The 26018-nt window shown below is 65.3% G+C and carries 24 protein-coding genes, 1 tRNA gene and 1 pseudogene; 14 read left to right on the top strand and 12 right to left on the bottom strand.

Features of this window, described 5'->3' with window-relative positions; genetic code table 11:
• Window position 1 precedes the first annotated feature (1 nt).
• Window positions 2-913 carry a hydroxymethylglutaryl-CoA lyase gene (locus tag XI04_RS24420; protein WP_095424184.1) on the top strand — a complete coding sequence of 304 codons (912 nt, stop codon included), beginning with the start codon at window positions 2-4 and terminating at the stop codon, window positions 911-913.
• A 185-nt stretch (window positions 914-1098) separates the two neighbouring features.
• On the opposite strand, the gene XI04_RS24415 is transcribed toward XI04_RS24420, so the two are convergent.
• From XI04_RS24415 to XI04_RS24400, 4 genes are all read right to left on the bottom strand, one after another.
• Window positions 1099-2025, bottom strand: a complete 927-nt coding sequence (locus XI04_RS24415; RefSeq protein WP_271623790.1) for a dihydrodipicolinate synthase family protein — start codon at window positions 2023-2025, stop codon at window positions 1099-1101.
• A gap of 74 nt (window positions 2026-2099) precedes the next feature.
• Window positions 2100-3083, bottom strand: coding sequence for a TRAP transporter substrate-binding protein (locus XI04_RS24410; RefSeq protein ID WP_212429172.1), 984 nt, complete (start codon window positions 3081-3083; stop codon window positions 2100-2102).
• Window positions 3084-3107: 24 nt separating this feature from the next.
• On the bottom strand, window positions 3108-4373 hold the full coding sequence (locus XI04_RS24405) for a TRAP transporter large permease (RefSeq protein ID WP_028144739.1): 1266 nt from the start codon (window positions 4371-4373) through the stop codon (window positions 3108-3110).
• On the bottom strand, window positions 4373-4996 hold the full coding sequence (locus XI04_RS24400; RefSeq protein ID WP_271609162.1) for a TRAP transporter small permease: 624 nt from the start codon (window positions 4994-4996) through the stop codon (window positions 4373-4375). Before XI04_RS24400 ends, XI04_RS24405 begins: the two co-directional genes overlap by 1 nt.
• Window positions 4997-5212: 216 nt before the next feature.
• Between XI04_RS24400 and XI04_RS24395 the strand changes: the two genes are divergently transcribed.
• Window positions 5213-5905, top strand: coding sequence for a GntR family transcriptional regulator (locus tag XI04_RS24395; RefSeq protein ID WP_271609163.1), 693 nt, complete (start codon window positions 5213-5215; stop codon window positions 5903-5905).
• 117 nt (window positions 5906-6022) lie between these two features.
• Here the strand turns inward: XI04_RS24395 and XI04_RS24390 are convergent, their stop codons facing one another.
• From XI04_RS24390 to XI04_RS24380, 3 genes are read right to left on the bottom strand one after another with little or no spacing between them, the layout of a single operon-like run.
• A complete protein-coding gene (locus XI04_RS24390) occupies window positions 6023-7381 on the bottom strand; it encodes a TRAP transporter large permease (RefSeq protein ID WP_018323135.1) in 1359 nt (452 codons plus the stop codon).
• The gene (locus XI04_RS24385) at window positions 7378-7932 is read right to left on the bottom strand and encodes a TRAP transporter small permease (RefSeq protein WP_038946715.1); all 555 of its coding nucleotides are present in this window, start codon (window positions 7930-7932) and stop codon (window positions 7378-7380) included. Before XI04_RS24385 ends, XI04_RS24390 begins: the two co-directional genes overlap by 4 nt.
• Window positions 7929-8951 (bottom strand): TRAP transporter substrate-binding protein, encoded by a 1023-nt coding sequence (locus tag XI04_RS24380; protein ID WP_028144735.1) that lies wholly within the window; start codon window positions 8949-8951, stop codon window positions 7929-7931. Before XI04_RS24380 ends, XI04_RS24385 begins: the two co-directional genes overlap by 4 nt.
• 332 nt (window positions 8952-9283) lie before the next feature.
• On the opposite strand from XI04_RS24380, the gene XI04_RS24375 reads away from it, so the two are divergent.
• On the top strand, window positions 9284-9529 hold the full coding sequence (locus XI04_RS24375) for a pentapeptide MXKDX repeat protein (RefSeq protein WP_018323138.1): 246 nt from the start codon (window positions 9284-9286) through the stop codon (window positions 9527-9529).
• A 108-nt stretch (window positions 9530-9637) separates the two neighbouring features.
• Here XI04_RS24375 and XI04_RS24370 read toward each other — a convergent pair whose 3' ends face one another.
• A complete protein-coding gene (locus tag XI04_RS24370) occupies window positions 9638-9985 on the bottom strand; it encodes a DUF6481 family protein (RefSeq protein WP_028144734.1) in 348 nt (115 codons plus the stop codon).
• A gap of 266 nt (window positions 9986-10251) precedes the next feature.
• Between XI04_RS24370 and XI04_RS24365 the strand changes: the two genes are divergently transcribed.
• From XI04_RS24365 to XI04_RS24350, 4 genes are all read left to right on the top strand, one after another.
• Window positions 10252-10488 (top strand): hypothetical protein, encoded by a 237-nt coding sequence (locus XI04_RS24365; RefSeq protein WP_028144733.1) that lies wholly within the window; start codon window positions 10252-10254, stop codon window positions 10486-10488.
• Window positions 10489-10565: 77 nt separating this feature from the next.
• Window positions 10566-10796, top strand: coding sequence for a hypothetical protein (locus XI04_RS24360; protein WP_028144732.1), 231 nt, complete (start codon window positions 10566-10568; stop codon window positions 10794-10796).
• 187 nt (window positions 10797-10983) lie between these two features.
• The gene (locus XI04_RS24355) at window positions 10984-11775 is read left to right on the top strand and encodes a hypothetical protein (RefSeq protein WP_271609164.1); all 792 of its coding nucleotides are present in this window, start codon (window positions 10984-10986) and stop codon (window positions 11773-11775) included.
• Window positions 11766-12077, top strand: coding sequence for a hypothetical protein (locus XI04_RS24350; protein WP_131233215.1), 312 nt, complete (start codon window positions 11766-11768; stop codon window positions 12075-12077). The genes XI04_RS24355 and XI04_RS24350 overlap by 10 nt, the downstream gene beginning before the upstream one ends.
• Before the next feature lie 52 nt (window positions 12078-12129).
• Here XI04_RS24350 and XI04_RS24345 read toward each other — a convergent pair whose 3' ends face one another.
• Window positions 12130-12303, bottom strand: coding sequence for a hypothetical protein (locus XI04_RS24345; RefSeq protein ID WP_157158009.1), 174 nt, complete (start codon window positions 12301-12303; stop codon window positions 12130-12132).
• Between the two features lie 246 nt (window positions 12304-12549).
• On the opposite strand from XI04_RS24345, the gene XI04_RS24340 reads away from it, so the two are divergent.
• Both XI04_RS24340 and XI04_RS24335 read left to right on the top strand, forming a co-directional pair.
• Window positions 12550-12711: a hypothetical protein gene (locus XI04_RS24340; protein WP_162832224.1), complete on the top strand. Its 162-nt coding sequence runs from the start codon at window positions 12550-12552 to the stop codon at window positions 12709-12711.
• A 280-nt stretch (window positions 12712-12991) separates the two neighbouring features.
• A complete protein-coding gene (locus tag XI04_RS24335) occupies window positions 12992-13210 on the top strand; it encodes a hypothetical protein (RefSeq protein ID WP_028144729.1) in 219 nt (72 codons plus the stop codon).
• Window positions 13211-13362: 152 nt separating this feature from the next.
• On the opposite strand, the gene XI04_RS24330 is transcribed toward XI04_RS24335, so the two are convergent.
• Complete coding sequence (locus XI04_RS24330) at window positions 13363-13590, bottom strand: DUF2171 domain-containing protein (protein WP_028144728.1); 228 nt, start codon at window positions 13588-13590, stop codon at window positions 13363-13365.
• Window positions 13591-13706: 116 nt separating this feature from the next.
• On the opposite strand from XI04_RS24330, the pseudogene XI04_RS24325 reads away from it, so the two are divergent.
• Window positions 13707-14992: pseudogene (locus tag XI04_RS24325) on the top strand (hypothetical protein).
• A gap of 33 nt (window positions 14993-15025) precedes the next feature.
• On the opposite strand, the gene XI04_RS24320 reads toward XI04_RS24325, so the two are convergent.
• Window positions 15026-15253 (bottom strand): hypothetical protein, encoded by a 228-nt coding sequence (locus XI04_RS24320; RefSeq protein WP_157158010.1) that lies wholly within the window; start codon window positions 15251-15253, stop codon window positions 15026-15028.
• Between the two features lie 144 nt (window positions 15254-15397).
• Window positions 15398-15474: transfer RNA gene (locus XI04_RS24315), tRNA-Arg, on the bottom strand.
• Window positions 15475-15882: 408 nt separating this feature from the next.
• On the opposite strand from XI04_RS24315, the gene XI04_RS24310 reads away from it, so the two are divergent.
• Genes XI04_RS24310 through XI04_RS24295 form a run of 4 tightly spaced genes read left to right on the top strand, consistent with a single transcriptional unit; the run spans window position 15883 to window position 25970 of the window.
• A complete protein-coding gene (locus XI04_RS24310) occupies window positions 15883-21087 on the top strand; it encodes an alpha-2-macroglobulin family protein (protein WP_271623789.1) in 5205 nt (1734 codons plus the stop codon).
• Window positions 21088-21098: 11 nt separating this feature from the next.
• The gene (pbpC, locus tag XI04_RS24305; RefSeq protein WP_442868727.1) at window positions 21099-23330 is read left to right on the top strand and encodes a penicillin-binding protein 1C; all 2232 of its coding nucleotides are present in this window, start codon (window positions 21099-21101) and stop codon (window positions 23328-23330) included.
• A 50-nt stretch (window positions 23331-23380) separates the two neighbouring features.
• Complete coding sequence (locus XI04_RS24300; protein ID WP_028144723.1) at window positions 23381-25123, top strand: ArnT family glycosyltransferase; 1743 nt, start codon at window positions 23381-23383, stop codon at window positions 25121-25123.
• Window position 25124: 1 nt separating this feature from the next.
• Window positions 25125-25970: a phosphatase PAP2 family protein gene (locus tag XI04_RS24295; protein WP_038946721.1), complete on the top strand. Its 846-nt coding sequence runs from the start codon at window positions 25125-25127 to the stop codon at window positions 25968-25970.
• Window positions 25971-26018: the final 48 nt, after the last annotated feature.

The raw sequence follows: 26018 nt of genomic DNA, 5'->3' as shown, positions 1-26018 counted from the left end.
CATGAGCGACCCCGTCCGCATCATCGAAATGGGGCCGCGCGACGGCCTCCAGAACGAGAAGACGCCCGTCAGCGTCGAAGCCCGTATCGCCTTCGTCGAGGCGCTGGTCGCGGCCGGCCTCGATACGGTCGAGGTCGGGGCGTTCGTCTCACCCAAGGCGATCCCGCAAATGGCAAGCTCGGATGCCGTGCTGCGCGGCGTGAGCGGCATCAAGGGCGCCGAATTCCACGTGCTGGTGCCCAACGAGAAGGGCTATGACGCCGCGCGCGCCGCGGGCGCGAAAGTGGTCTCGGTGTTCGCGGCGGCGTCCGAGGGCTTTTCGCGCGCCAACATCAATTGCACCGTTGCGGAGTCCATTGAGCGGTTCAGGCCGGTGCTGGCTCGTGCCAAGGCTGACGGCGTCAGGGTGCGCGGCTATATCTCCTGCGTGCTGGGCTGTCCGTTCGACGGTGAGATCAAGCCGAAGGCCGTCGCCGATCTTGCGAGCACGTTGTCGGAGCTCGGCTGCTACGAGATCTCGCTCGGCGACACCATCGGCGTCGGCACGCCTGATAAGGCCAAGGAGATGCTGCGCGCGGTTGCCGCCAACATTCCCGCCGCCAAGCTTGCAATGCATTTCCACGACACCTACGGCCAGGCGCTCGCCAATCTCTATGCCGGCCTGGAGGAGGGCGTCCGCGTCATCGACGCCGCGGCCGGCGGCCTCGGCGGCTGCCCCTACGCGCCGGGCGCCACCGGCAACGTCGCGACCGAGGACGTCGTCTACATGCTCGAGGGCATGGGTGTCAGGACCGGCGTCGACATGGAGAAGCTGCTGGCAGCGACCAACGAGATGAGCGGCGTGCTGGGCAAGCCGCCGGTGAGCCGGGTCGCGTCCGCACTGAATGCGAAGAAGAAGCGGGCGGCTTCCTAATGTTCCGTCATTGTGAGCGCAGCGAAGCAATCCAGGCTGTCCCCGCGGAGGGACTCTGGATTGCTTCGCTGCACTCGCAATGACGGCGGAGCAAAGGCGCGTAGCGCTGTGCCCACCATCTCTCCGCGATCCCTGGCCTCGAACGGTGGGCACGCTGCGCTTTGCCCACCCTACGAGACTTGCCCTCAGGCGGCCTTCAGGCCGACATCCGGCAAACGCGGCCGGCTCTTCAGCGCCTTGGCCATCATCGCCTCGACCTCGGCCTTCTCCTGCGGCAGCAGCGCGAGGCGCGGCGGGCGGGTCAGCGCGGTACCACGGCCCATGATGTGCTCGCACAGCTTGATGCACTGGACGAGATCGGGGCGCGCATCGAGGTGCAAGAGCGGCATGAACCATTCGTAGAGCGGCATCGCCTCGGCGAAGCGCCCGGCCTTGGCCAGACGGAACAGCGTCTCGCCCTCGCGCGGGAAGGCGTTCGACATGCCGGAGACCCAGCCCACGGCGCCCATGGCGATGCTCTCGACGATGACGTCGTCGAGGCCTGCGAACAGCACGAAGCGGTCGCCGACCATGTTGCGGGTATCGATGAAGCGCCGCGTGTCTCCGGACGAATCCTTGAAGCAGACGACGGTCTCGACGTCGGCGAGCGTGGCGAGAATGTCCGGGGTGACGTCGTTCTTGTAGATCGGCGGATTGTTGTAGAGCATCACGGGCAGGTCGGTCGCGGAGGCAACGGCGCGGAAATGCGCGGCAGTCTCGTGCGGCTTGGACGAATAGACCAGCGCCGGCATCACCATCACCCCGTCGATGCCGACGCGCGCGGCTTCCTTCGCCGTCTCGACCGCAAATGCCGTGGTGAACTCGGCGATGCCGCACAATACGGGCACGCGGCCGGCGGCGACCGACTTGGCCGTCTCCACGATCGCGACCTTCTCCTTGCGCTCCAGCGAGGTGTTCTCGCCGACCGAGCCGCAGACGATCAGTCCGGAGACGCCGTCGCGGATCAGACCGTCCATCACCTTCGCGGTTGCATCGATGTCGAGCGAGAGATCGTCGTGGAATTGCGTGGTGACGGCCGGGAAGACGCCTTCCCAGGAAACGCGGCGGCTCATTGATTTGACTCCAAGTAAGATTGACGGCGGGGGGCTGGATCCGCCGGGCGTGGTGAAGAGGCTGACGGGTGGGATCAGAGCGTCGCGCCGACCTTGCGCAGCTCGGCGAGAACCGGTGCCTTGGGCAGCCAGATCTTGTCGAACTCGGCAATGACGGCTTCGGTGTCGCCGGCGGGGACCTGGCGGATCGGGATCGGCGCGTTCTTGAAATTCTCGATCAGCGCGGGCTCGTTGCCGGCGAGTTCGTCGATCTGCGCATCCAGCGTCGCCTTCACCGTCTTGGCGATCAGCTCGCGGTCGGCAGCGGGGAGCGACTGCCAGACCCGTCCGGAGACGACGGCCGCCATCGGCATGAAGACGGCATTCATCTGCAGGATCACCTTGGAGACCTTGTCGAAACGCTGGTTCCAGGAGAATTCGAGATCGGCCTCGAGGCCGTCGACCTGGCCGTTGGCCATGGCGTCGAACACCTGTGGCGTGGGGATCGGCGTCGGCGCAGCGCCGAGGGACGAGTAGAAGTCGCGATAGACCGGCGTCGGGTTGATGCGCAGCTTCATGCCCTTGATGTCGGCGAGCGTCGTCAAATCCTTGGACGAGAACACCGCGCGCATGCCGGTGATGCCCCAGCCAAGGCCGATGGTGCCGGTCTCCTGCGGCAGCACCTCGAACAGCTTGACGGCCGCCGGATGCCGCACGAATTTCGCCACCGCCGGCGTCGAGCGCACGATGTAGGGCGCGTTGATCGCGGCGATGTGCGGCACGCGCGAGCCGAGCTCGGCGGCCTGGATGAAGCCCATGTCGAGCGCTCCGGACTGCAATTGCTGCATCATCGCGGGCTCGTTGCCGAGCTGGCCGGAATGGAACACGGTCAAGGTCAGGCGGCCGTTGGTTGCGGCCTTGAGATCGTCGCCGAATTTGAGCGCGGCCTTATTCCAGGAATGGCCGTTCGGCGTGATCAGGCCGAGGCGGAATTCCTTGGTCTGGGCGAGCGCCAACGACGGTGCGAACACCGATGTGGCGGCACTGGCGGCGAGAAAGCGGCGGCGTGTAAGCGGCATGGTCGGGCTTCCTTTTGGACGGGCCTATTTGATGAGGATCAGCGAGAGCGACGGATAGAGCGAGAGCAGCACGAGGAGGACGCAGGAGATGACGAAGAAGGGCAGCGTCACCATGAACATCTTGCCGGGCTTGGCGCCGGTGACGGCGGCCGCGACGAAGAAGCAGAGCCCGACCGGCGGCGACAGCAGGCCGAGCACGAGATTGATGACCACCACGACGCCGAAATGCCGGGGATCGATGTGATAGACCTCGGTTGCAACAGGCAGCAGGATCGGCACCGTCATGATCAGGCCGGGAATGCCGTCGATGACCGTGCCGATCACCAACAAGATGACGTTGCAGATCAGCATGAAGCTGACCGGGTCTTTGGCAGCCGTCTGGATCCAGGCAGCCGTCTCCTGCGGCACCTTGCCGAAGATCAGGACCCAGGAGAACACGGCGGCGGCCGCGACCAGGAACAGCACGATCGCCGAATAGATCGCGCTGCGCAGCATCATCTGCGGCAGCTGCGAGAACTCGAACTCCCTGGTCCAGTATTTTCCGACGAGTGCGGCAGCCACCGCGCCGACGGCGGCGGATTCCGTCGCATTGGCAAGGCCGCTCAGAATCGTGCCGACGATGACGACCGGGATCAGCAGCGTCGGCGACGTCCGCAGGATCGTCATGACGCGCTGGCGCGGTGTCTGATAGTCCGCACGCGGATAGTTGTAGACATAGCCCATCAGCGCGATGACGAGGCAGAACATCACGGTGAGGATGACGCCCGGCACGATGCCGGCGATCAGCATGTCGCTGACCGAGACCTGTGCGAGCACGCTGTAGACCACGAACATCACCGAGGGCGGTATGATCGGTCCGAGCATGCCGCCATAGGCGGTCAGTCCCGCCGCAAACGTCTTGTCGTAACCCTTCTTCTCCATCTCCGGCACCATGATCTGGGCCATGATCGCGACCTGTGCGGTCGCCGATCCCAGGATCGAGGAGATGAACATGTTGGCGAGGATGTTGACGTAGGCGAGCCCGCCTTTGAGCGAGCCGACGAAGGCCATCGCCATGTCGACGATGCGCCGTGTGATGCCGCCGCCGTTCATGATCTCGCCGATCAGGATGAAGAGCGGGATGGCGATCAGGCCGTAGCTGTCGACGCCGCCGAACAGCTGCAGCGGATAGGACTGGAACAGCACGGGATTGCCGGATGCCGCGATGTAGACGAGCCCGGCGAGGCACAGGCAGAGGCCGATCGGCACGCCGACCAGCATGAAAACCATAAAGGCCGCTGACGTGATCATCAGTTGACCCCGTCGAGCTCGGAGAGCTGGAAGCCCTTTGGCGGCACGCGCGGCACCAGCCCGAGATCTTCCAGCAAATTGGCGAGGCCGTGAACGGTCATCGACACCGCGAAGATCGGCAGCGTCAGGTAGAGCACCCAGGTCGGCCAGTTCAGCGTCTGCGTGTGCTCGGTGTAGAGGAAGTTGAAGGTTTCGGCCGCGAGCTTGCGCCCGTCGAAGCTGGCGCGGGCGAGGCCAACCGGATCCATCCAGAGCATGCAGGTGACGATCAGGGCGGCACCGAACACGACGACGAGGCCGGTCGAGATCACCTTCGCGATCTTCTGGTGCTGCGGCGAAAGACGTTCCGTCAGCATGGTCACCGCGAAGTCGAGCCGCAGGCGCGTCATCGCGGAGGCGCCGATGAAGGTCAGCCAGACCACGCAATAAACAGCGGATTCGTCGATCCAGTAGATCGGAAAGCGCGCGTAGCGGGTGACGACGTTCACCAGGATCAGGCCGGTCAGCACGTACATCAGGCCCATCAGCGCAAGGCGCTCCACGGCGAGCAGGGCGCTGGAGGCGCGAATGACCATCCGTCGAACGCTGAACGCGCGGTTGGCCGGGATCGTCTGCTCGATCATGAAAGAGGCCCCACACTCCGAAAATTGTCGTGCTATCGACAAATGTATAATTTATACAATTTGGGTGTCAAACGGAGATTGGGGTCATTTCGGCGGCAGGCCGCGCTTTTGCTGGGCACGCCGCTTTGCGGGGCACCCGGCTTTTGCTGGAGCGCCCGACATGCAAGAGAGAGACCGCTTCGGCCGGACGAGTCGGGAAGGACAACAGAAGGTCAGATGAAACAGCCTCTGAAGCATCGCACCCTGTCGGCCGCGATCGTCGACCAGCTCAGGCAGGCGATCCTCGACGGTACCTATCCGGCCGGATCGCAGTTGCGGCAGGATGCCCTTGGCGAGGCCTATGGCGTCAGCCGCATCCCGGTGCGCGAGGCGCTGTTTCAGCTCGAGGCCGAAGGCCTGGTGCGGATTGTTCCGCAGAAAGGCGCCATCGTCTCCGAGCTGTCACTGGACGAGATCAACGACGTCTTCGATCTGCGGCGCATTCTGGAGCCGCGCCTCCTGGCGCAGTCGGCGCCGCATTTCACTGCTGACGATTTCGACGGGCTCGACGACATCCACAAGAGTTTCGAGAAGGCGATCAAGGCGCGCAATGTCAGCGAATGGGGCCAGCTCAACGCCGACTTCCACCTGGCGCTCTATGTTCACGCCCCGCAGCCGCGCACGCGCGCGATCGTGCTGTCGCTGCTCCAGACCAGCGACCGCTACACGCGGCTGCAGCTCTCCAACACCAAAGCGATGGGGACGGCCGAAAAGGAGCACGCCCATATGATCGCGCTCTGCCGCGCGCAGAAGGTCGAGGAGGCCTGCCACTTCCTGGAGCGGCACATCGAAGCCGTGCGCAAAGATCTGTTGCATGTGGTGGCCGGTAGCGTGGTCGCGCCGAAGGTGCGGCGGAAGACCGAGCCGTAATCGCTGCACGCGTAGGGTGGGCAAAGGCGCATCGCGCCGTGCCCACCATCTCTCCGTGATCATCGACAGGTGGTGGGCACGCTGCGCTTTGCCCACCCTACGGCATCTGTGACGCCGTTACCTGCTCCCGTCCGGCCCCATCACCAGATCCGGCAGCCCGGTCGAAATCGCCGGGAAGAAGCACAGCAGCAGCACTGCCAGCATCATCAGCAGCACGAAGGGTAGCGTGCCCCAGATCACCTCGCGCAGGGGGATGTCCGGCGCGACGTTGCGGATGACGAAGATGTTGAGGCCGACGGGCGGATGGATCAGCCCCATCTCCATCACGATGGTCATGACCACGCCGAACCAGATGATGTCGAAGTTTGCGGCACGGAGCGGCGGCAGGATGATCGGTGCCGTCATCAGGATGATCGAGACCGGCGGCAGGAAGAAGCCGAGCACGACGACCATGACGAGGATCGCGAACAGCAGCTCCCAGCGCGGCAGGTGCATCGCGACGATGGATTCGGCGACCGATTGCGAGATGTGCAGATAGCTCATCACGTAGGAATAGAGCAGCGACATGCCGATGATCATCATCAGCATGGTCGATTCCCGGATCGTCGACTTCATGATGGGCGCAAGGTCGCTCGGCCGCCACACGCTGTAGATCGCCGCGATCAGCGCCAGTGCCAGCAGGCCACCGAGGCCGGCGGTCTCTGACGGCGTGGCGTAGCCGCCATAGAGCGCGATCATCACGCCGGTGAGCAGCAGCACGAACGGGATCACGCGCGGCAGCACGCTGAAGCGTTCGGCGAGCGTGTATTCGTCGCGGGCGAGGATCGCTGCTTCCGGGCCGCCGTTCTTGTAGATCGCTTCTGCGGCGGCATATTCCTGGCGGAAGCGGATCACGGCGTAGGCGCCGAACAGCGAGACCAGCAGCAGGCCGGGGCCGATGCCGGCGAGGAAGAGCCGTCCGAGCGATTTTTCGGCTGCGACCGCGAACAGGATCATGGTGATCGAGGGCGGCAGCAGGATGCCGAGCGTGCCCCCGGCAGCGATGATCCCTGCGGCAAAGCCGCCGGAATAGCCGCGCTTGCGCATCTCGGGAATGCCGGCCGAGCCGATCGCCGAGCAGGTCGCAGGCGAGGAGCCCGCCATCGCCGCGAACAGCGCGCATGCGAACACGTTGGCAACGCCGAGCCCGCCGGGAACGCGATGCAGCCAGGCATGCAGGGCCGAATAGAGATCCTGGCCGGCGCGCGACTTGCCGATCGCGGCGCCCTTCAGGATGAAGAGCGGGATCGACAACAGCGTGATCGAGGCCATTTCCTCGTAGACGTTTTGCGTCACCGTATCGAGGGACGCCGCCGGCATGTAGATGCCCATGAACACGACCGCGACCGCGCCGAGCGCGAACGCAATGGGCATGCCCGAGAACATCACGAGCAGCGTCGCAACACCGTAGGCAACGCCGATACCGAACACGCTCATGGACGCTTGGCTCCGGTAAACGGCAGCGCAAGCTGCACGAGGATCTGGATGCAGAGCAGGCTCATGCCGAACGCCATCAGCGAATAGGGAATGGCGAGCGGCGGCGACCACATCGAGTTCGAGACCTGGCCGTCGACATAGGCCTCGTGGGCCAGTGTCCAGGACTTCCAGGTGAAGAAGGCGCAGAACAGAAACGTGGCGGCATCGACCAGCCAGAGCCTGATCCGGTTCGCGAGCGGCGAGAGCAGGCCGACAAAGGCCTCGATGCCGATATGGCCGCGGTTCTGCTGCACATAGGCGGCCGTCATGAAGGTCGCGCCGACCAGCAGGAACACGGCGGCCTCGTCCTGCCAGTAATTGGCGGCCTTGAACAAGGCGCGGCTGAGCACGCTGTAGCTCAGGATGGCGCAGGCCGCGACCAGCGCGATCGCGGCGAACACCACGATGATGCTGTTGAGGATGGCGAGACCACGATCGATCGCTGCCGCAAGGCCTGTCCTTGCGGCCGCGCTGGTTTGATCGTCACGATCCGGAAGCGGACCGTGGCTCATGCGGCGACGTCGGTGGCGAGCTTGAGCAGGTTCGCCGAGGTCGCGGTCTTGGCGCTGTAGTCCTTCCAGGCGGTGTCGCGGGCGATGTCACGCCACTTGCCGACGGTCGCGGCGTCGAGCACCGAGACCTTGGCGCCGGCCTTCTCGTAGACCTTGGCGACCTCGACGTCGTCGTCCTGCGCGCCCTTGCGGCCGAAGGCCTCGAGCTCGGTGCCGACCGCGAGCAGGATGTCCTGCTGGTTCTTCGGCAGCTTGTCGAAGATCGCCTTCGACATCATCAGCGGCTCGAGCATGAACCAGTAGGAGGCGCCTGCGCCCGAGGTCAGGGACTTGGCGACCTCTTCCAGACGGAACGAGATCAGGCTGGTCGAGGAGGTGATGCCGGCATCGCAGGCGCCGGTCTGCATCGCCGCGTAGATTTCGTTCGAGGGCACGGACAGCACCGAGGCGCCGGCGGTCTGGAGCACCATGTCCATCTCGCGCGAGCCGCCGCGCACCTTCAGGCCCTTGGCGTCTTCCGGCGCGACGATCGGCTTGGAGCGGCTGGCGACTCCGCCGGCCTGCCAGACCCAGGAGAGCAGGATGATGCCCTTGTCGGCGAGGAAGTCGGTCAGCGCCTTGCCGACCGGCTCCTTCTTCCAGCGCAGGCCCTGGTCGTAGGTGGTCACGAGGCCGGGCATCAGGCCGATATTGGTCTCCGGCAGCTCACCGCCAGCGTACGGCATCGGGTAGAGGCTGATGTCGAGCGCGCCCTTGCGCATCGCGGAGAACTGCGCGTTGGTCTTGATCAGCGAAGAGTTCGGATAGATCTCGGCGGCGATGTCGCCGTTGCTGCGCTTGCTGACTTCGGCAGCGAACATGCGGCAGAGCCGGTCCCGGAAATCACCTTTGTCGATGGTGCCGCCCGGGAACTGGTGCGAGATTTTCAGCGTGGTCGCGGCCTGCGCGGTGCCGGTGCCGAAGCGGAGAATGGCGGGTGCGGCGACCGCGGTCGCGAGCAGATGGCGGCGCGTGAGCATGGTGTGATCCCTCTGAACGTTTCTTCGAACGGTTCTTGTTGGCGTGATTTGGGCGGGTCATGTGACCGGCACGTAGGCCCATCCTAGCCGGTCTTTCACCCGATATTCTCTCATCTGATAGTTCGAGACCGAATGCCACGGCAAGGGGGTGGCCGTGCTGCGCTGCACACATCCTCTTCCCGCCGCAGGCTCTGGACTCCCCCGAACGTCGGATCGCAGCGGGCTCGTCAAAAATTTATCGGCGGCGGGGTAACAACGCGGGACTCGCATCCGTCGAGATTGAATAGCGGCGTCCGTCGCTGACAAACACCATCTTGAAGGGAAGATGATCCATGACCATTCGCACCCGTATCGTGCTCGGCGTCTCCGCTGCCGCTCTCTCGCTCGGCCTCGCGCTCGCGCCGGCCGCCTTTGCTCAGGACAAGATGGGCAAGGATGACGGCATGATGAAAAAGGACACGATGTCCAAGGACGGCATGATGAAGAAGGACACCATGTCCAAGGACGACGGCATGAAGAAGGATCACATGTCGAAGGACGGGATGAAGAAGGACGACGGGATGATGAAGAAGAACTGATCTTCGACTGTGGTCCGCAGCAGACGGACGTGCGTCGAAAATCCAGGGGCGGTCACGTGGACCGCCCCGGATAGTCAGTTCAAATTCAGTTGAACGCGACCGTGAATGCTACTTGCGCTTGGCCTTGCGGGCGGCGTAGCGGGCGTCGCGCTTGGCCTTCTGCTCGGCCTCGACTTCAGCCTGCTTGGCGACCGCCTCCTCCGCCTCGCGGGCGATCCGGGCTGCCTCCGCGGCTGCGGCTTCTTCGGCGATACGCTTCTGCTCGGCCTTTTCGGCCTCGCGCGCTGCCTTTGTCTCGGCGCGCTTGGCCGCGAGGGCCTCGCGCTCGGCGCGTCGTGCCGCGACCGCCGGATCGTCATGACCCGGTTGCGACTTGAATTTGTTCAAAAGATTTTTGCGTGCTTCCTGCGCCGCCTTTTGTCGGTCGGAGAAGCCTGGTTCCCTGAATCCACTCATCGAACGAACCTTGTCTTCCTCACTTTCAGCCCTACATCACTGCGTGTTGGTACGTCGGCTGGGCATAGCGGGCGCCACGCGACGCAGAAGCGTGTACATCGGCGCGCGTCGCGAAGCCACCCATAATCGCAGCCGATCAGGTAGACGAAAAATCGTCGCCCCGACGATCTCGTAGCCCGGAAAAACTGCCGAATTGTGATGTCCCTCATAAGGGAGCACGAGGGGCGACGCCTAGCGTCCGCCCCGATACGAGACGGAGCACGGGCATGACGATCTTCCGCTTCCGCCAGAAGGCGCTGGCAATCGCCTTGGCTCTGATAGCCGTGGCCGGCGCCGCGCTGCTGCTCGCTCGTCCCCAGCCCATCGAGAGCGCCGTCCTGGGGGCCGACTGGGAATGCACGCAGACCGCGTTCGTGCTCACGACCTGTGCACCGCGGCTCCAGCAGGCGATCCCGGCGGTCGAAACCTCGCGCAAGGATGCGATCCGGGCGACCCGAGGCTGAACCTGACGAACTGGACCGATCGGGATGTGACGGGACGTCGCAGAGGTGGTAAGCCGGCGCCCGCACGGTAGGTAGCCATGTCCACGTCCAAACTCGAGTCCAAGCCCGAACCGGGCGAGAAGCCGAAATCCCGGCCGAAGCCTCAATCCGGCGATAACCGCCGCGGCGCGATCGCCGGCTTGATCATCGCGATCCTGATCCTCGGTGTCGGCTGGTGGCTCGCGCGGGACCTTACCGCGGCCAGCAAGATGCAAGACTGCCTGATGTCCGGGCGGAGCAATTGCAACGTGATCGAGCCGGCCCGCTAGAAGCGCTCCAGCGCGGCCCGTCGAGCCGAAAAATTGCCGTGATCTTAATCATTTGTAACGCGACTTAGCCGAACAAAGCAGGTCAGCTATGTCAGCCGGCATCAAGCCGAGCGCGATCCGAATCGTCTATCGCGCCAGGCACCACGGCAATTGCGAGAGCAATCGAAAGAGTAGGGGTCAAGCACGCATGAGTGCGTCCAGCCGCATGAAGATCATCATTTCCTTGGTTTCGGCCATGTCGTTGCTCGCGCTTTCGGCACAGGCCCAGGACGCCAGGCCGTTGAGGGACGCGGGGCCGTCGAGGGATGCCGGCCAGCCTCCGGCTCGCCCGGGCGCTGGAGCACCGGCTCCGGACAGTCAGAACATGCGCAGGGGCCCGGCCCCGCAGCAGGCGGCCCGACCCGCGCCGCAGCCCGGTGGCCAGCCCCATGCTGGTCCCGGCCAGCACAGCGCCGGCGGCCCGCCGCCGGGACGCTATGTCGCCCGTGGTCCCGCTCCGACGCGCGACTGGGGCGGACATGCCTATCGTGGCAATCGCTCCTGGGATGGCGGGCGCTGGCGCCACGAAGTCCACAACGGCCGCTCCGGCTGGTGGTGGGACGTTGGCGGCGTCTGGTATTATTATCCGCAGCGGATGGCCGGCCCGCCGGCCTACATCTCCGAGGAATATTACGACGACGTGCCGGTGGCCTATGCCCCGCCGCCGCCTCCGGTCGCCTATGCACCGCCACCTCCGCCGCCGCCGGCTGATCCCGGCGCGAGCGCACTTGGCGGCGCCATCGTCGGCGGCGTGCTGGGCGGACTGATCTCGGGCAACGCAACAGGGGCTGCCGCGGGCGCGGTCCTCGGCGGCGCGACCGGAGCCATCGCCGGTGCCACCGCCGCATCCCAGCCGGGCTACTACTGGGCGCAGGGCAATTGCTACTACCGCTATCCGGACGGGCAGTACGTGGCGACCGATCCGCGAGCGTGCCGCTAAGGCACTGGTCGCATCCTGACCTGAAAGAGGCGGGCGAACGCCCACCTCTTTTTGTTCTGGTGCCGTCAACCGATTGTCTCGATGCGTATGTCGGCGCGACGTTCGGCGGCGCACAACAACTGCCTCAAAATAGCACTGGCTCCCGGTGCCGCTTCACGCGATTCTCAAAAGAAAAAACGTTGGGAAAACGATTCGCGGGGACGTGGGACATGCTGGATGCAATCCAGATCAGCTTGGCGCTTTGGGCCATGATCGTTTGCGGCGGGATCAAGCTGGGGCAGATGCTGCACTGCCTGGTTTAGCGAACGAAGCCGGCCGCGAGCCTTACTCGCCAACGCGACGGATCGTTCTGCGTCACACGAGCCAGTTGAAGAACGCAATTGCGCCCCAGACCAGGCCGGCGATCCAGGCCAGCATCACGATGCCGATGGTCCCGAGATAGGCGATGCCGAGCAGGTCGGTCCTTCGTCGTTGCGTCGGGACGTTGGCCGGAGCTGCTGCTTCTTGTGTCATGACGGGAAATACCATCGATGCCTCCGCGTGCTGCTGGAGCGTCGAAACATGGTTTAACCGAGATGCAGGTCGCGGACTGTGACACAATTCACAGATCGCCTGGATGAAGCCCAGCCGAATGGCTTCGCAATCAGCGCATGCGTGCAGTGAGGCAATTGTGCCGGAGCGTTTGCCTCGGTCCGGGAGACGCGGACGTTACCCCGCAATCATACGGACGAAATTGCCATGGGCTTGTCCAGATGGCCGGCTAGAGTCGGTCGCATGTATACCAAGTACGACCCACAGCACGAAGCGGAGGCCGCGATGAAGCGGGCTGCGGCATCGGAAGGTGCCGACCGGCAAAGGCTGATCCAATTGGCTCTGGCCTGGCACGAGCTGGCCCGCGACCGGCGCGATGAGCGGGCGGACTGCGGGCATTCTTAGGGGAATTTCGCGTCAGACGACGGGCCGAACTCGGCCGGCCGGCTGATCTGCATGAGAAAGCCCCGTGCTCGGGGGACAAGCACGGGGCCCTTCAAAGCCGACCGGGGCTGGCAGGTCGGCACCACTTGATTTCAAGCCATCCAACGTGCCGGTCGTGATCTCGTTCCATGCCGCTGCTCATTTTGTTGTGCCGTGTTCGATACGCCTGGCATTGCGCAAGGCGACCCGCCTCGCTCGCGCTCGAACAGGAACCTCCGTTCCCCGCGGACGTTGGCCGTCCATGACCGACCCCGAGTTACGCGCACAGTCCTTCGACATTGCCTGGAAATATCTCGACCGATCCGGCTTGCTCACAGGCGAGCACGAGGACTCCGCTCGCTTCATCCTGAACAGGATCGATCGGTTGATGCTGCGAGGAGAGCGCCGCAGGCTGTTGTTGTCGAACGCCGCGATCGACGCCTACCTGCTGCGGCCGACGCTCGTGCCCATGGATACGTGAATGGCGACGTGATCGATCCGACGAAACGCGACGTTAAGAAATGCGCGGCGCCGACATTACGATTACGATTCGTGCTTTTGGAACGAAGCGGAGTCGGATCGTGAACAAACAAAAAGCCCCCGAAGGGGCTCAATGTTCAGGCGGCTCAATGTTCAGGCGGCTTCCGTCTTCGGTACGGCGTCGGCATTCATTGAAAGCTTGACGACATCGCCTTCGACGGCACCGACATATTTCATGTCGATGTAGTGATGATGGTCCTTGTGACCTTCCGGGCTGTCCTTGCGCGTCAGCTTGATGCGGTTGCCCTCGACGCGGTCGACGGTGCCGACATGTGCGCCGTCCTTGCCGATGATTTTCATGTGCTCTCTGATCTCAGACATGTTGTCCTCCTTGCACCGTCTCAACGGCCAGGATCGTTGTTCGTTGCAGCAGGCGTGCGTTGGACCCAAGGCGATTTCCGCACGTTGACGTCCGATCGGATCTGCCCAAGACGCGCATGGAGACCATTCAGGCCTATCTGGAACGGAAGCACAGGGAACTCAGGCTGCTGAATGACTGCCTGAGCCATCGGCTCGATTTGACGCGTCCGCGATCGGTCGACGAGGTCGTCAGGTCCAAATTCCAGATCACTGCGGCGCTCAGGGCAGAGCACGAGCTGCACGAGTGGAAGGCAACGGAAACAGCCTGGTCGCACAGCGCCGATCCCGTCAGCGGGCCGTTCAAGTTCAGTTACGATTACCAGCGGGCCGATCTTACGGTGCGCGGTCCTTCCTTCTATGAGTTCGAATGCGGCTGCATGAGCGCGGCGACCTATACTGCCTCGGGCATGGCTGCGATCTCCGCCGTCCTGCTGGCCTCCGCGCAAATCGTCGAGAAGGCTGATTTGCTGGTGCTTCCCGGCTCCTATGGCGAGACGCTGGAGCTGATCCGGGGCCTTGTTCCTCATTTGCGGCTCGTGGCTTTGAGGCCGCCGTTGGGTGATGCGTTTGCTTCGGCGAATTCGCCGAAAATTCTGCTTTTGGATTCCTGCTCCCGCGCCGGCGCTTTTGAGGCGGCGATCCGAAGCGACGGCTCGGGTCTCGATCTCGTGATTTTCGATACGACATGCTTCGCGGGCAGCTCGGGCCGGATCCGGCGCGTCCTGAGTTGGGCCCGGCGATACGGAATTCCACTGGTGCTGGTGCGAAGCCACAACAAGCTCGATTCGCTCGGGGCGGAATATGGCCGCCTGGGCTCGGCGGTTTTCGTGCAGGGGAATGATGACCTGCAGCGGGCAGGGCGGCCTGAATGGACACGTCTCGCGGCCGAAACCCGCAACGCGGTGCGATTGCTCGGAGGCGCGGCGTTGCCGGCGCACTTCCCGCCCTTTGTCGGCAGCGCGGTCTACTGGGCCTCACAAAGAGGCGTGTTGCGGCGATCTTGCGCAACGGCCGCAGCATGGCCCGCCATTTTGCTGCAACACTCCCGGCACTCTCTGCCGAACTCCATTTCGCCCACGGTCTCTATGTCACCTTGCGGGGCAGGAGCCCTCTCGACGAGGCGAGCGCGCGGCAGGCCGCCGAGGACATGAGCAACGAACTGCGCGCCGAGGGCCTCCCGATTCGCCATGCCGGCAGCTTCGGTTTCGACTTCGCCGCGACCGAGTGGTTTCACGACGCGACCACGGACCAATACAGCGTGCGGGTGGCAGTCTCGGACTTGCCGACGGAGGTCTGGGATGATCTCACCGCGGCGATTGCGCGATGGTGGCACGTTCGTCAGTCGGCAGGTGGCCGAGGATGAATGTCGTCGCTTGCGCGGAGGAGGGCGCCTCGATCAGTCGATCGCCAGGCAGTGCTCCAAGGCCGGCTTTTCGCTGTTGTCGCGGCTGGGACGCGCCCACTCCTGAACGGCGAAGGAAAGGTGATGCTGGCCCATGGCGGCGCCAATGATCGATGCTTGAGCCACCTTGATGGGCCTGGTGACCACACTGGTGTTCACAACGCCTGCGTCGATTGCCAAAAACGACATCGCGACGATCGCCACCGCAGATGCGATGGCCATTCTCGTCCATTCGGCAGGAAGCATCGGAGTCCTTAACGCGGGCGCAATTCGCCCGCCGCTTACATAGGGCTGATCGGCACGGTTCAAAGGCCCGCGTATGGTTACCCACGCGTTCGTGAAGGGCGGTGGATTTAGAAATGAGACTGGCGATCCCAGCAGGACTCGAACCTGCAACCCGCGGAGTAGAAATCCGCTACTCTATCCAGTTGAGCTATGGGACCGTCGCTGCGCCAGCCTCCGTTTGGAGGCCGGCTGGTTCATCTACCATGCCAAATATGAAAAATATCGTCTTTCGCCAAGTCTGAACCGAACCGTTTTCCTCAGAGCCGCGACAAAGCGAGACGGTGGCATGTCAGGGTGCCGGGTTGAGCGGCAGCGGACTGGACGATGGATCACATCGCCGGGAACGCTGGCCAGCTTCCGGGATGTGGCCGCCGGTCGACGGGTCGGGTATCGCTGCGCCATCAGGACGGTGTGAGCGGCGGTATCTTGATCGGTCTCCTCTGGGCTTGCCTTTCCATGGCGAATGCGACGAATTGCACCTTTGGTTCCATCGCCTTGAGTCCGTCACCTTTCCGCGCATTTCATGCTGCCCGCGGGCGGCTGTCCGCGATTTCCGGGAGTCCATCATGATCGGTCTTGTTCGCGCCGTCACACTCTGCGCCACGCTGGCGCTCGGCCTCGCCGCCGCGCATGCCGCGGACAAGGCGTTCAAGCGCGACGACCTCGCCGATTCCGCGATCAAGCTGGAGGCCCAGATCAAGAGCGAGGCCGGGCCGGTCGCCAAGTCCAACGCGACGCTGCGCACCGACGCGGACGCCGCCTTCCGGCGCAATGATTATCGCACCGGCCTGTCGGTGCTCGGCCAGATCGCCGCGACCACGCCGGAGGACGCCGGCAACTGGCTGCGGCTTGCCAAGGTCATCTTCCATTTATCGCCGAAGAGCTCGAGCGAGCAGACCTTCCTGCTGGAACGCGCCTCGACCGCGGCCTACATCGCCTACCAGCGCGCCGGCAATGCCGGCGAGGAGGCCGACGCCCTCGCCGTGCTCGGCAAGTCGCTGTCGGAACGCAAGCTGTGGCGGCCGGCGCTGGATTCGCTGCGGCTGTCGCTCGACATGCGCGAGGTCGCCGACGTCCGCGGCCAATATGAGAAGATGCGCGACGAGCACGGCTTCCGGCTGCTCGACTATACGGTGGACTCGGATTCGGCGAGCCCGCGCGCCTGCTTCCAGTTCTCCGAGGAATTGGCAAAACGCACCGACTTTGCGCCGTTCCTGGCGCTGGCGGGCCAGGACAAGCCGGCGCTGTCGGCCGAAGGCAAGCAGCTCTGCGTCGACGGGCTGAAGCACGGCGAGCGCTACAACATCAGTCTGCGCGCCGGCCTGCCGTCCACCGTGAAGGAGGGGCTGCCGAAATCGGCCGAGTTCAACGTCTATGTGCGCGACCGCAAGCCGTTCGTGCGCTTCACCAGCCGGGCCTATGTGCTGCCGCGGACCGGCCAGCGCGGCATTCCCGTGGTCAGCGTCAATACGCCCGCGGTCAACATCAACGTCTTCCGGATCGGCGACCGCAATCTGATCAACACGGTGGTCGACAGCGATTTCCAGAAGACGCTGTCGAAATACCAGCTCTCCGATCTCGGCGACGAGCGCGGCGTGAAGGTCTGGACCGGCGAGCTCGCAACCGCGATGACGCTGAACCAGGACGTCACCACGGCCTTTCCGGTCGACCAGGCGCTCGGCGAGCTTCAGCCGGGCGTCTACGTGATGACGGCGGCCGCCAAGGGTCCGGGCTCGGACGACGATTACCAGCTCGCCACCCAATGGTTCATCGTCTCCGATCTCGGGGTGTCAGCCTATTCCGGCAATGACGGTATCCACGTGTTCGTGAACTCGCTGGCCTCGACCGATCCGGTCGGCAAGGCCGAGGTGCGGCTGGTTGCCCGCAACAACGAGATCCTGGCGACGCGCAAGACCGACGACAGCGGCCATGTGCTGTTCGAGGCGGGGCTTGCGCGCGGCGAGGGCGGCCTGTCGCCGGCGATGCTGACGGTCACGGGCGAGAAGGCCGATTATGCCTTCCTCAGCCTGAAGTCCTCCGCCTTCGATTTGTCCGATCGCGGCGTCTCCGGCCGCGTGGTACCTGCAGGCGCCGATGCCTTCGTCTATGCCGAGCGTGGCGTGTACCGCTCCAGCGAGACCGTCTATCTCACCGCGCTGCTCCGCGACGGGCAGGGCAATGCCGTCAGCGGCGGACCGCTGACGCTGGTGATCGAGCGTCCTGATGGCGTCGAATACCGACGTGCCGTGCTCGCCGACCAGGGCGCCGGCGGCCGTACGCTGGCCGTGCCGCTCAACTCGGCCGTTCCGACCGGGACGTGGCGGGTGCGCGCCTTCACCGACCCGAAAGGCTCCTCGGTCGGTGAGACCACTTTCATGGTCGAGGACTACGTTCCTGATCGGATCGAATTCGACTTGTCCGCCAAGGACAAGCTGATCAAAGCTAACGCTCCAGTGGAGCTTAAGGCGGACGGCCATTTCCTCTATGGCGCGCCCGCGTCCGGCCTGCAGCTTGAAGGCGACATGCTGGTCGCGACCGCGAGCGAACGTCCGGGCTTTGCCGGCTACCAGTTCGGCGTCGCCGACGAGGAGACCACCTCCAACGAGCGCACGCCGCTCGAGAATCTGCCCGAGGCCGACGCCAATGGCGTTGCGACCTTCCCGGTGACGCTGGACAAGCAGCCGGCTTCGACCCGTCCGCAGGAAGCCCAGATCTTCGTCCGCATGGTGGAGACCGGCGGCCGCGCCGTCGAGCGCAAGATCGTGCTGCCGGTGGCGCCCGCGACCGCCCTGATCGGCGTCAAGCCGCTATTCGGTGACAAGAACGTCGCCGAGGGCGACAAGGCCGAGTTCGATGTCCTGTTCGTCTCGCCCGAGGGCGAGAGGTTGCGCCGCGACGGCCTGCGCTACGAGCTCCTGAAGATGGAGTCGCGCTACCAGTGGTATCGCCAGAACAATTACTGGGAGTACGAGCCGGTCAAGTCGACCTCGCGCGTTGCCGACGGTGATGTGACCGTTACGGCCGACAAGCCGGCGCGGATTTCGCTCACTCCCCAGCCCGGCCGCTACCGTCTCGATGTGAAGTCGAACGACGCCGATGGCCCGGTGACCTCGGTGCAGTTCGACGTCGGCTGGTATTCCGACGGCAGCGCCGACACGCCGGACCTCCTGGAGACCTCGATCGACAAGCCGCAATATTCCTCCGGCGACACCATGACGGTGTCGGTCAACGTCCGCAGCGCCGGCAAGCTGACCGTCAACGTGCTCGGCGACCGCCTGCTGACGACGCAGACGATCGACGTCAAGGAAGGCACTGCCCAGGTGAAGCTCCCGGTTGGTAAGGACTGGGGCACAGGTGCTTACGTGGTGGCGACGCTGCGCCGCCCGCTCGATGCCGCTGCCCAGCGCATGCCGGGCCGGGCGATCGGGCTGAAATGGTTCGGCATCGACAAGCAGGCCCGCACCTTGCAGGTCAAGCTGTCGCCGCCGGCGCTGATCCGGCCCAACGCAACGTTGAAGATCCCGGTCAAGCTCGACGGACTCAATCCGGGCGAGGACGCCAAGATCGTCATCGCCGCGGTCGATGTCGGCATCCTCAACCTCACCAATTACAAGCCGCCGGCGCCGGACGATTACTATCTCGGCCAGCGCCGCCTGAGCGCCGAGATCCGCGATCTCTATGGGCAGCTCATCGACGGCATGTCCGGCACGCGAGGCCAGATCAAGTCCGGTGGTGACGCTGGGGCTGCCGAGCTGCAGGGTTCGCCGCCCGCGCAGAAGCCGCTGGCGCTCTATTCCGGCATCGTCACGGTTGGCTCCGATGGCAGCGCGGAAGTCGGCTTCGACATTCCGGAGTTCGCCGGCACCACGCGCGTGATGGCGGTGGCGTGGACCGCGACCAAGCTTGGCCGCGCCAACACCGACGTCGTGATCCGCGATCCTGTCGTGCTCACCACGACCCTGCCGCGCTTCCTGCTCAATGGCGACCACGGCACGGTCAACCTCGAGATCGACAATGTCGAGGGACAGGCCGGCGACTACGTCATCAACGTGAAGACCGGCGGCCCCGTGAAGATGACCGGCAATCCCGCCACCACGGTCAAGCTCGCCGCCAAGCAGCGCAACTCGTTTGCGCTGGCGATCGACGCGACCGCGGCCGGGCAGGCGACGCTGGACGTCGACATCAGGGGGCCGAACGGGCTGACGCTGGCGCGCCATTACGCGTTCGACGTCAAGGCGGCGACGCAGGTCCTGGCACGGCGGTCGATCCGGACGCTGGCGAAAGGCGAGAGCCTGACGCTGACCTCGGACATGTTCTCCGACCTCGTGCCGGGCACCGGCAGCGTCTCGGTTTCGGCCAGCCTGTCGACCGCGCTCGATGCGGCGACGATCCTGAAAGCGCTCGACCGTTATCCGTATGGCTGCTCGGAGCAGATCACGAGCCGCGCGATGCCGTTGCTCTATGTCAACGACCTTGCTGCCGGCGCGCATCTGGCCATGGACACCGAGGTCGATCAGCGCATCCGCGATGCGATCGAGCGGCTTTTGGCCCGTCAGGGTTCGAACGGCTCGTTCGGCCTGTGGTCGGCCGGCGGCGACGACGCCTGGCTCGACGCTTACGTGACGGACTTCCTGACCCGTGCCCGTGAGAAGGGTTTTGCGGTGCCGGACGTCCTGTTCAAGAACGCGCTCGACCGTGTCAGAAACTCCGTCGTCAACGGCAACGAGCCGGAGAAGGACGGCGGGCGCGATCTCGCTTACGGCCTCTATGTGCTCGCACGTAACGGCGCAGCGCCGATCGGCGATCTCCGCTATCTCGCCGACACCAAGCTCAGCAACCTCGCAACCCCGATCGCGAAGTCGCAGCTCGCGGCGGCGCTCGCTCTGGTCGGCGATCGCAACCGCGCCGAACGCGTGTACGGCGCCGCGCTCGACAGCCTCGCGCCGAAGCCCGTGCTGGAGTTCGGCCGTACCGACTACGGCTCGCAGCTTCGCGATGCGGCGGCTTTGGTGTCGCTTGCCAGCGAAGGCAACGCGCCGAAGGCGACGTTGACGCAGGCGGTGTCGCGGGTCGAGACCGCGCGCGGGCTGACGCCCTACACCTCCACGCAGGAGAATGCATGGCTGGTGCTGGCGGCGCGGGCGCTGGCCAAGGAGAACCTGTCCATGGAAGTGGACGGTCAGCCGGTCAAGACCGCGCTGTACCGCAGCTATAAGGCCGCGACGCTGGAGGGCAAGCCGCTGAAGATCACCAATACCGGCGATGCGCCGGTGCAGGCGGTGGTCTCGGTGTCGGGCTCGCCGGTGACGCCGGAGCCGGCTGCGTCCAACGGCTTCAAGATCGAGCGCAACTACTTCACGCTCGACGGCAAGCCGGCCGACATCAGCAAGGTCAAGCAGAACCAGCGCTTCGCGGTGGTACTGAAGATCACCGAGGCCAAGCCTGAGTACGGCCACATCATGGTGTCCGACTATCTGCCGGCAGGCCTTGAGATCGACAACCCGAAGCTGGTGTCGTCGGGCGACAGCGGCACGCTGGACTGGATCGAGGACGGCGAGGAGCCCGAGGATACCGAGTTCCGCGACGACCGCTTCACTGCGGCGGTCGATCGCGCCTCGGATTCAAAGTCGGTCTTCACCGTCGCCTATATTGTGCGCGTGGTCTCGCCCGGCAAATACGTGCTGCCGCAAGCCTATGTCGAGGACATGTACAATCCCTCGCGCTATGGGCGGACGGGCACGGGAACGGTCGAGGTGCGGGCGGCGAAGTGAGTGCTGATGGGATGAGCGCAGCGGAGCCACATACTCAGTCGTCATGCCCGGGCTTGTCCCGCCTGCGCGGCCGAAGCCGCTTCGGCGCGGCGAAGGCCCGGGCATCCACGAACTGCGGCGCGGCCGGCAAGAACGTGGATGGCCGGGACAAGCCCGGCCATGACGGAGTCCGGGGCAGGGGCCTTCGTATCCTCTCCGGCGGTGCTCTCACCCTCATCCTCGCCATCGTCGGCTTCGTGACCTGGGTCTATTCGCTCGGACCTCTCCCGCTCGACGAAGCCCGGCATGTCTCCACTACCATCGTCGACCGCAACGGCAAGCTGCTGCGGGCCTACGCCATGGCCGACGGCCGCTGGCGGTTGCCGGTCGATGCCAAATCCAGCGTCGACCCGACCTATCTGAAGCTGCTGTTCGCCTATGAGGACCAGCGCTTCTACGCCCACAACGGGCTCGACCCGCTCGCACTCGGGCGCGCCGCCTTGCAGCTGGCAACGCGCGGCCACATCGTCTCAGGCGGCTCGACCATCAGTATGCAGCTGGCGCGGCTGATGGAGCCGCGGCGGCAGCGCTCGCTCTACGCCAAGCTGCGGCAGATGGTGCGCGCGATCGAGATCGAGCGCAGCATGAGCAAGGAGCAGATCCTCGACCTCTATCTCGCGCTGGCGCCTTATGGCGGCAATCTCGAGGGCATCCGCGCCGCCTCGATCGGCTATCTCGGCAAGGAGCCGAAGCGCCTGTCGCTGGCCGAAGCCGCGCTGCTGGTCGCGCTGCCGCAATCGCCGGAGACGCGCCGCCTCGATCGCCATCCGGAGGCCGCGCGCAAGGCGCGCGATCGCGTGCTCGACCGCATGGTCGAGGAGCATGTGGTCAGCGCCGACGACGCAAGGCAGGCCAAGGCCGTGCCCGTGCCAAGACTGCGAAGGCCGATGCCGATCCTGGCGCCGCATGCGTCCGACACTGCGCTGTCGACGGTCAAGGATACGCCGGTCATCAAGCTGACGCTGGATGCGAATTTGCAGAAGGTGCTGGAGCCATTGGCGCGCGACCGCGCCATTGCGCTCGGGCCGAACATCTCCGTCGGCATCATCGTGGTCGACAACGAGAGCGGCGACGTGCTCGCACGCGTAGGGTCGGCCGATTACTTCGACGAGAGCCGGGCAGGGCAGGTCGACATGATCCGCGCGATCCGCTCGCCGGGCTCGACGCTAAAACCCTTCATCTACGGGCTCGCCTTCGAGGACGGTTTCGTCCATCCGGAGAGCCTGATCGACGACCGGCCGGTCCGCTTCGGCTCCTACGCGCCGGAAAATTTCGACATGACCTTCCAGGGCACGGTGCCCGTGAGGAAGGCGCTGCAACTCTCGCTGAACGTGCCCGCGATCGTGCTGCTCGACCGCGTCGGCTCCAGCCGACTGGCCTCGCGGCTCCGGCAGGCCGGCGGGAATCTGGTTCTGCCTAAGGACGAAGCGCCGGGGCTCGCCATGGGGCTCGGCGGCGTCGGCGTGACGCTGCAGGATCTCGCCCAGCTCTATACGGGCTTTGCCCGCCTCGGCACCACCAAGCCGCTGCGCGAGGTGATGGCTGACAAGGACGACCGCGAGCCGCTCCGGCTGCTGGACCAGGTCGCGGCCTGGCAGGTCGGCAACGTGCTGCTGGGCACGCCGCCGCCGGAGAACGCCGCTCACAACCGTATCGCCTTCAAGACCGGCACCTCCTATGGCTATCGCGACGCTTGGTCGGTCGGGTTCGACGGCCGGATGACCGTCGGCGTCTGGGTCGGCCGGCCCGATGGTGCGCCGGTTCCGGGCCTGATCGGGCGCGTCGCCGCCGCTCCGATCCTGTTCGATGCCTTCGCCCGCACCGGCAAGACGCTGGCCGCCTTGCCGAAGCCGCCAAGGGGAACCCTGGTTGCCAGCAACGCCAAGCTGCCGCTGCCGCTGAAGCGGTTCCGCCCGGTGGGGGAACTGGTGCGGACCGGCCGTGAGCAGGCGCTGCATATCCAGTTTCCGCTGAACGGCTCGCGGATCGACGTCGATCGGTCCGGGGGCCAGGAGAGCGCCGCGATGCCGGTCAAGGTCGCTGGCGGCGTGCTGCCCATGACCGTCATGGTTAACGGCACGGCGCTCGGCGAGATCGATGGCCGCCGCCAGCGCCTGATCGATCCGCCCGGTCCGGGCTTTGCGCGGCTCACCGTGATCGACGCCACGGGCGCCGCGGACACAGTCGTCATTCGAATTCAATGACCCTGCCTCAAGCGGTTGTGGCGATGGCGGTTTCAGCGTAAGCGGAACCAATGGCCGAGACCTATCCTACTCCCCGTTTTGGAGCGCCCCGCGAGCCGAAATCGCCCGCAAATCCGGGCAGCCGGCTCGTGAGCATGCTCGATGTCGCCACGGCCAGCCATGCCCGCGCCGTCGCCTTCCTGGTGCTGTGCGCGCTGCTGTTGTTCCTGCCGGGCTTCTTCACGATCCCGCCGATCGATCGCGACGAGGCGCGGTTCGCCCAGGCCACCAAGCAGATGGTCGAGAGCGGCGACTATGTCGATATCCGCTTCCAGGAGGACGTCCGCTACAAGAAGCCGGTCGGCATCTACTGGTTGCAATCGGCGACGGTCGAAGCCGCCTCGATGCTCAAGCTGCCGAAGGCCGAATTGCGGATCTGGGTCTACCGGCTGCCGTCGCTGTTCGGAGCGATCGGCGCCGTGCTCATGACCTATTGGGCGGCGCTCGGATTCGTCACGCGGCGCGCCGCGGTGCTGGCGGCGTTGATGATGTGCGCTTCGGTGCTGCTCGGCGTCGAGGCGCGGCTGGCCAAGACCGACGCGATGCTGCTGTTTTGCGTGACCGCCGCGATGGGTGCGATGGCGCGCGCCTATCTGTCCTGGCAGCGCGCCGAGGACGAGACGCATCCGCCGTGGAGCTGGCCTGCGATCTTCTGGACCGCGCTTGCGGTGGGCATCCTGATCAAGGGTCCGCTGATCCTGATGTTCGCGGGGTTGACCATCGTCGCGCTCGCGATCCAGGACCGCGATGCCTCCTGGCTGTGGAAGCTGCGTCCGGTCTGGGGCCTGATGTGGATGCTGGTGCTGGTGCTGCCCTGGTTCGTCGCGATCTTCTGGCGCGCGGGCGATGCCTTCTTCGCCGATTCCGTCGGCGGCGACATGCTGAGCAAGATCGGCGCCCAGGAATCCCACGGCGCGCCGCCCGGTATGTATCTGGCGCTGTTCTGGATCACGTTCTGGCCGGGCGCGCCGCTCGCGGCGATGGCGGCACCCGCGGTGTGGCGGGCGCGGCGTGAGCCCGGCGCGCAGTTTCTGCTGGCCTGGCTGATCCCGTCCTGGATCGTGTTCGAGGCGGTGCTGACCAAGCTGCCGCATTACGTGCTGCCGCTGTATCCGGCGATCGCCATTCTCACCGCCGGTGCAGTGGAGCGGCGCGTGCTGTCGCGCTCCTGGCTGATGCGCGGCTCGGCCTGGTGGTTCGCGATCCCCGCTGCCGCCTCGATCATCGCGGTGGTCGGTGCGGTGATGCTGACGCGGCAGCCGGCTTTTGTGGCCTGGCCGTTCATCGCAGCATCGCTGATCTTCGGCCTGTTCGCCTGGTGGCTCTACGACAACAACCGCGCCGAGCGCTCGCTGCTCAACGCGCTGGTCGCGGCCCTGATGCTGGCGGTGGTGGTGTATGGCATCGTGCTGCCGTCCTTGACGCCCCTGTTTCCGAGCATCGAGATCGCGCGCGCGCTGCGCAACGTCACCTGCGTCGGGCCGAAGGCGGCGGCTGCCGGCTATCACGAGCCGAGCCTCGTCTTCCTGACGGGCACCCAGACCCTGCTCACGGACGGGTCGGGCGCGGCCGACTTCCTGAGGCAGGGGAGCTGCCGCTTTGCGCTGATCGAGCAGCGTTCGGAGCGGAGCTTCGTGCAGCGCGCCGAGGCGATCGGGCTGCGCTACAAGGTCGGCACCCGCATCGACGGCTACAATTTCTCGCAAGGGCGCGCGATCTCGATCTCGATCTTCCGCTCGGAAGGCACCGAATAGGATGCCTGTTACGACCAGCCCAGCGCCCCGTCCGGGCTATCCCGCGCAATTGCTCGCCGTGTCCCGGAGCGCGCTGGCGCAGCTCGTCCGCACGCCCTCGCATTCGCGCCGCGCAGAGGCCGCGCGAAAACTGGCGCGGCATTCGCTGTGGCTCAGTGCGGCGGGCGCGGCTCTCGTCATCGCGCTGATGCTCGCGTTCGACCAGACCGAGATCCAGCTGATGCCGGCTCGCGGCACGCCAAGCCTGTGGCCGATCCGCATCCTCACCGATTTCGGCAAGGACGAGTATCTGCTCTCGGTCCTCGGGGGCTTGCTGGTGGTGTTGGCGTTCGTTGCGGCCGGGCTTCACGGCACAAGCCGCGCGCTGCTCCTCGGTCTCGGCACACGGCTGCAGTTTGTGTTTCTGTCGATTGCCGTGTCGGCATTCGTTGCCGAGGTCCTGAAATATATCATCGGCCGCGGACGTCCGTTTGTCGGCGGCAAGGCCAATCCGTTCAACTTCATGCCGTTCGAGGGGACGGGGGCTTATGCCAGCCTGCCGTCGGGCCATGCCGTGGCGGCGTTCGCTCTGGCATTTGCAGTATCGGCATTGTGGCCGCGCTTGCGCGTGTTCATGTTCACTTACGCAATCGTGATCCTGTTGACGCGTCTGGTGCTGGTCGCGCATCACCCGAGCGACGTCGTGGCCGGCGCCCTGGTCGGCACGGTCGGCGCCATGGCGGTCCGCTATTGGTTCGCGGCCAGGCGGCTGGGCTTTGCCATCTGCGCCGATGGCACCATTGTGCCCCTTGCCGGGGCGGTTTCGGGCCATCTCAAAAGGGTTGCCCGCGGGGCATCCGCCCCATAAAAGCGGCTGCCTGTCGGGGCCGCCGGTTCCCCGGGAAGGTCCATTCCA

This window comes from Bradyrhizobium sp. CCBAU 11430, from assembly GCF_028128855.1.
GTDB classification, from domain to species: Bacteria; Pseudomonadota; Alphaproteobacteria; order Rhizobiales; family Xanthobacteraceae; genus Bradyrhizobium; species Bradyrhizobium ottawaense.
This window is presented reverse-complemented; position numbering and strand designations above follow the sequence as displayed.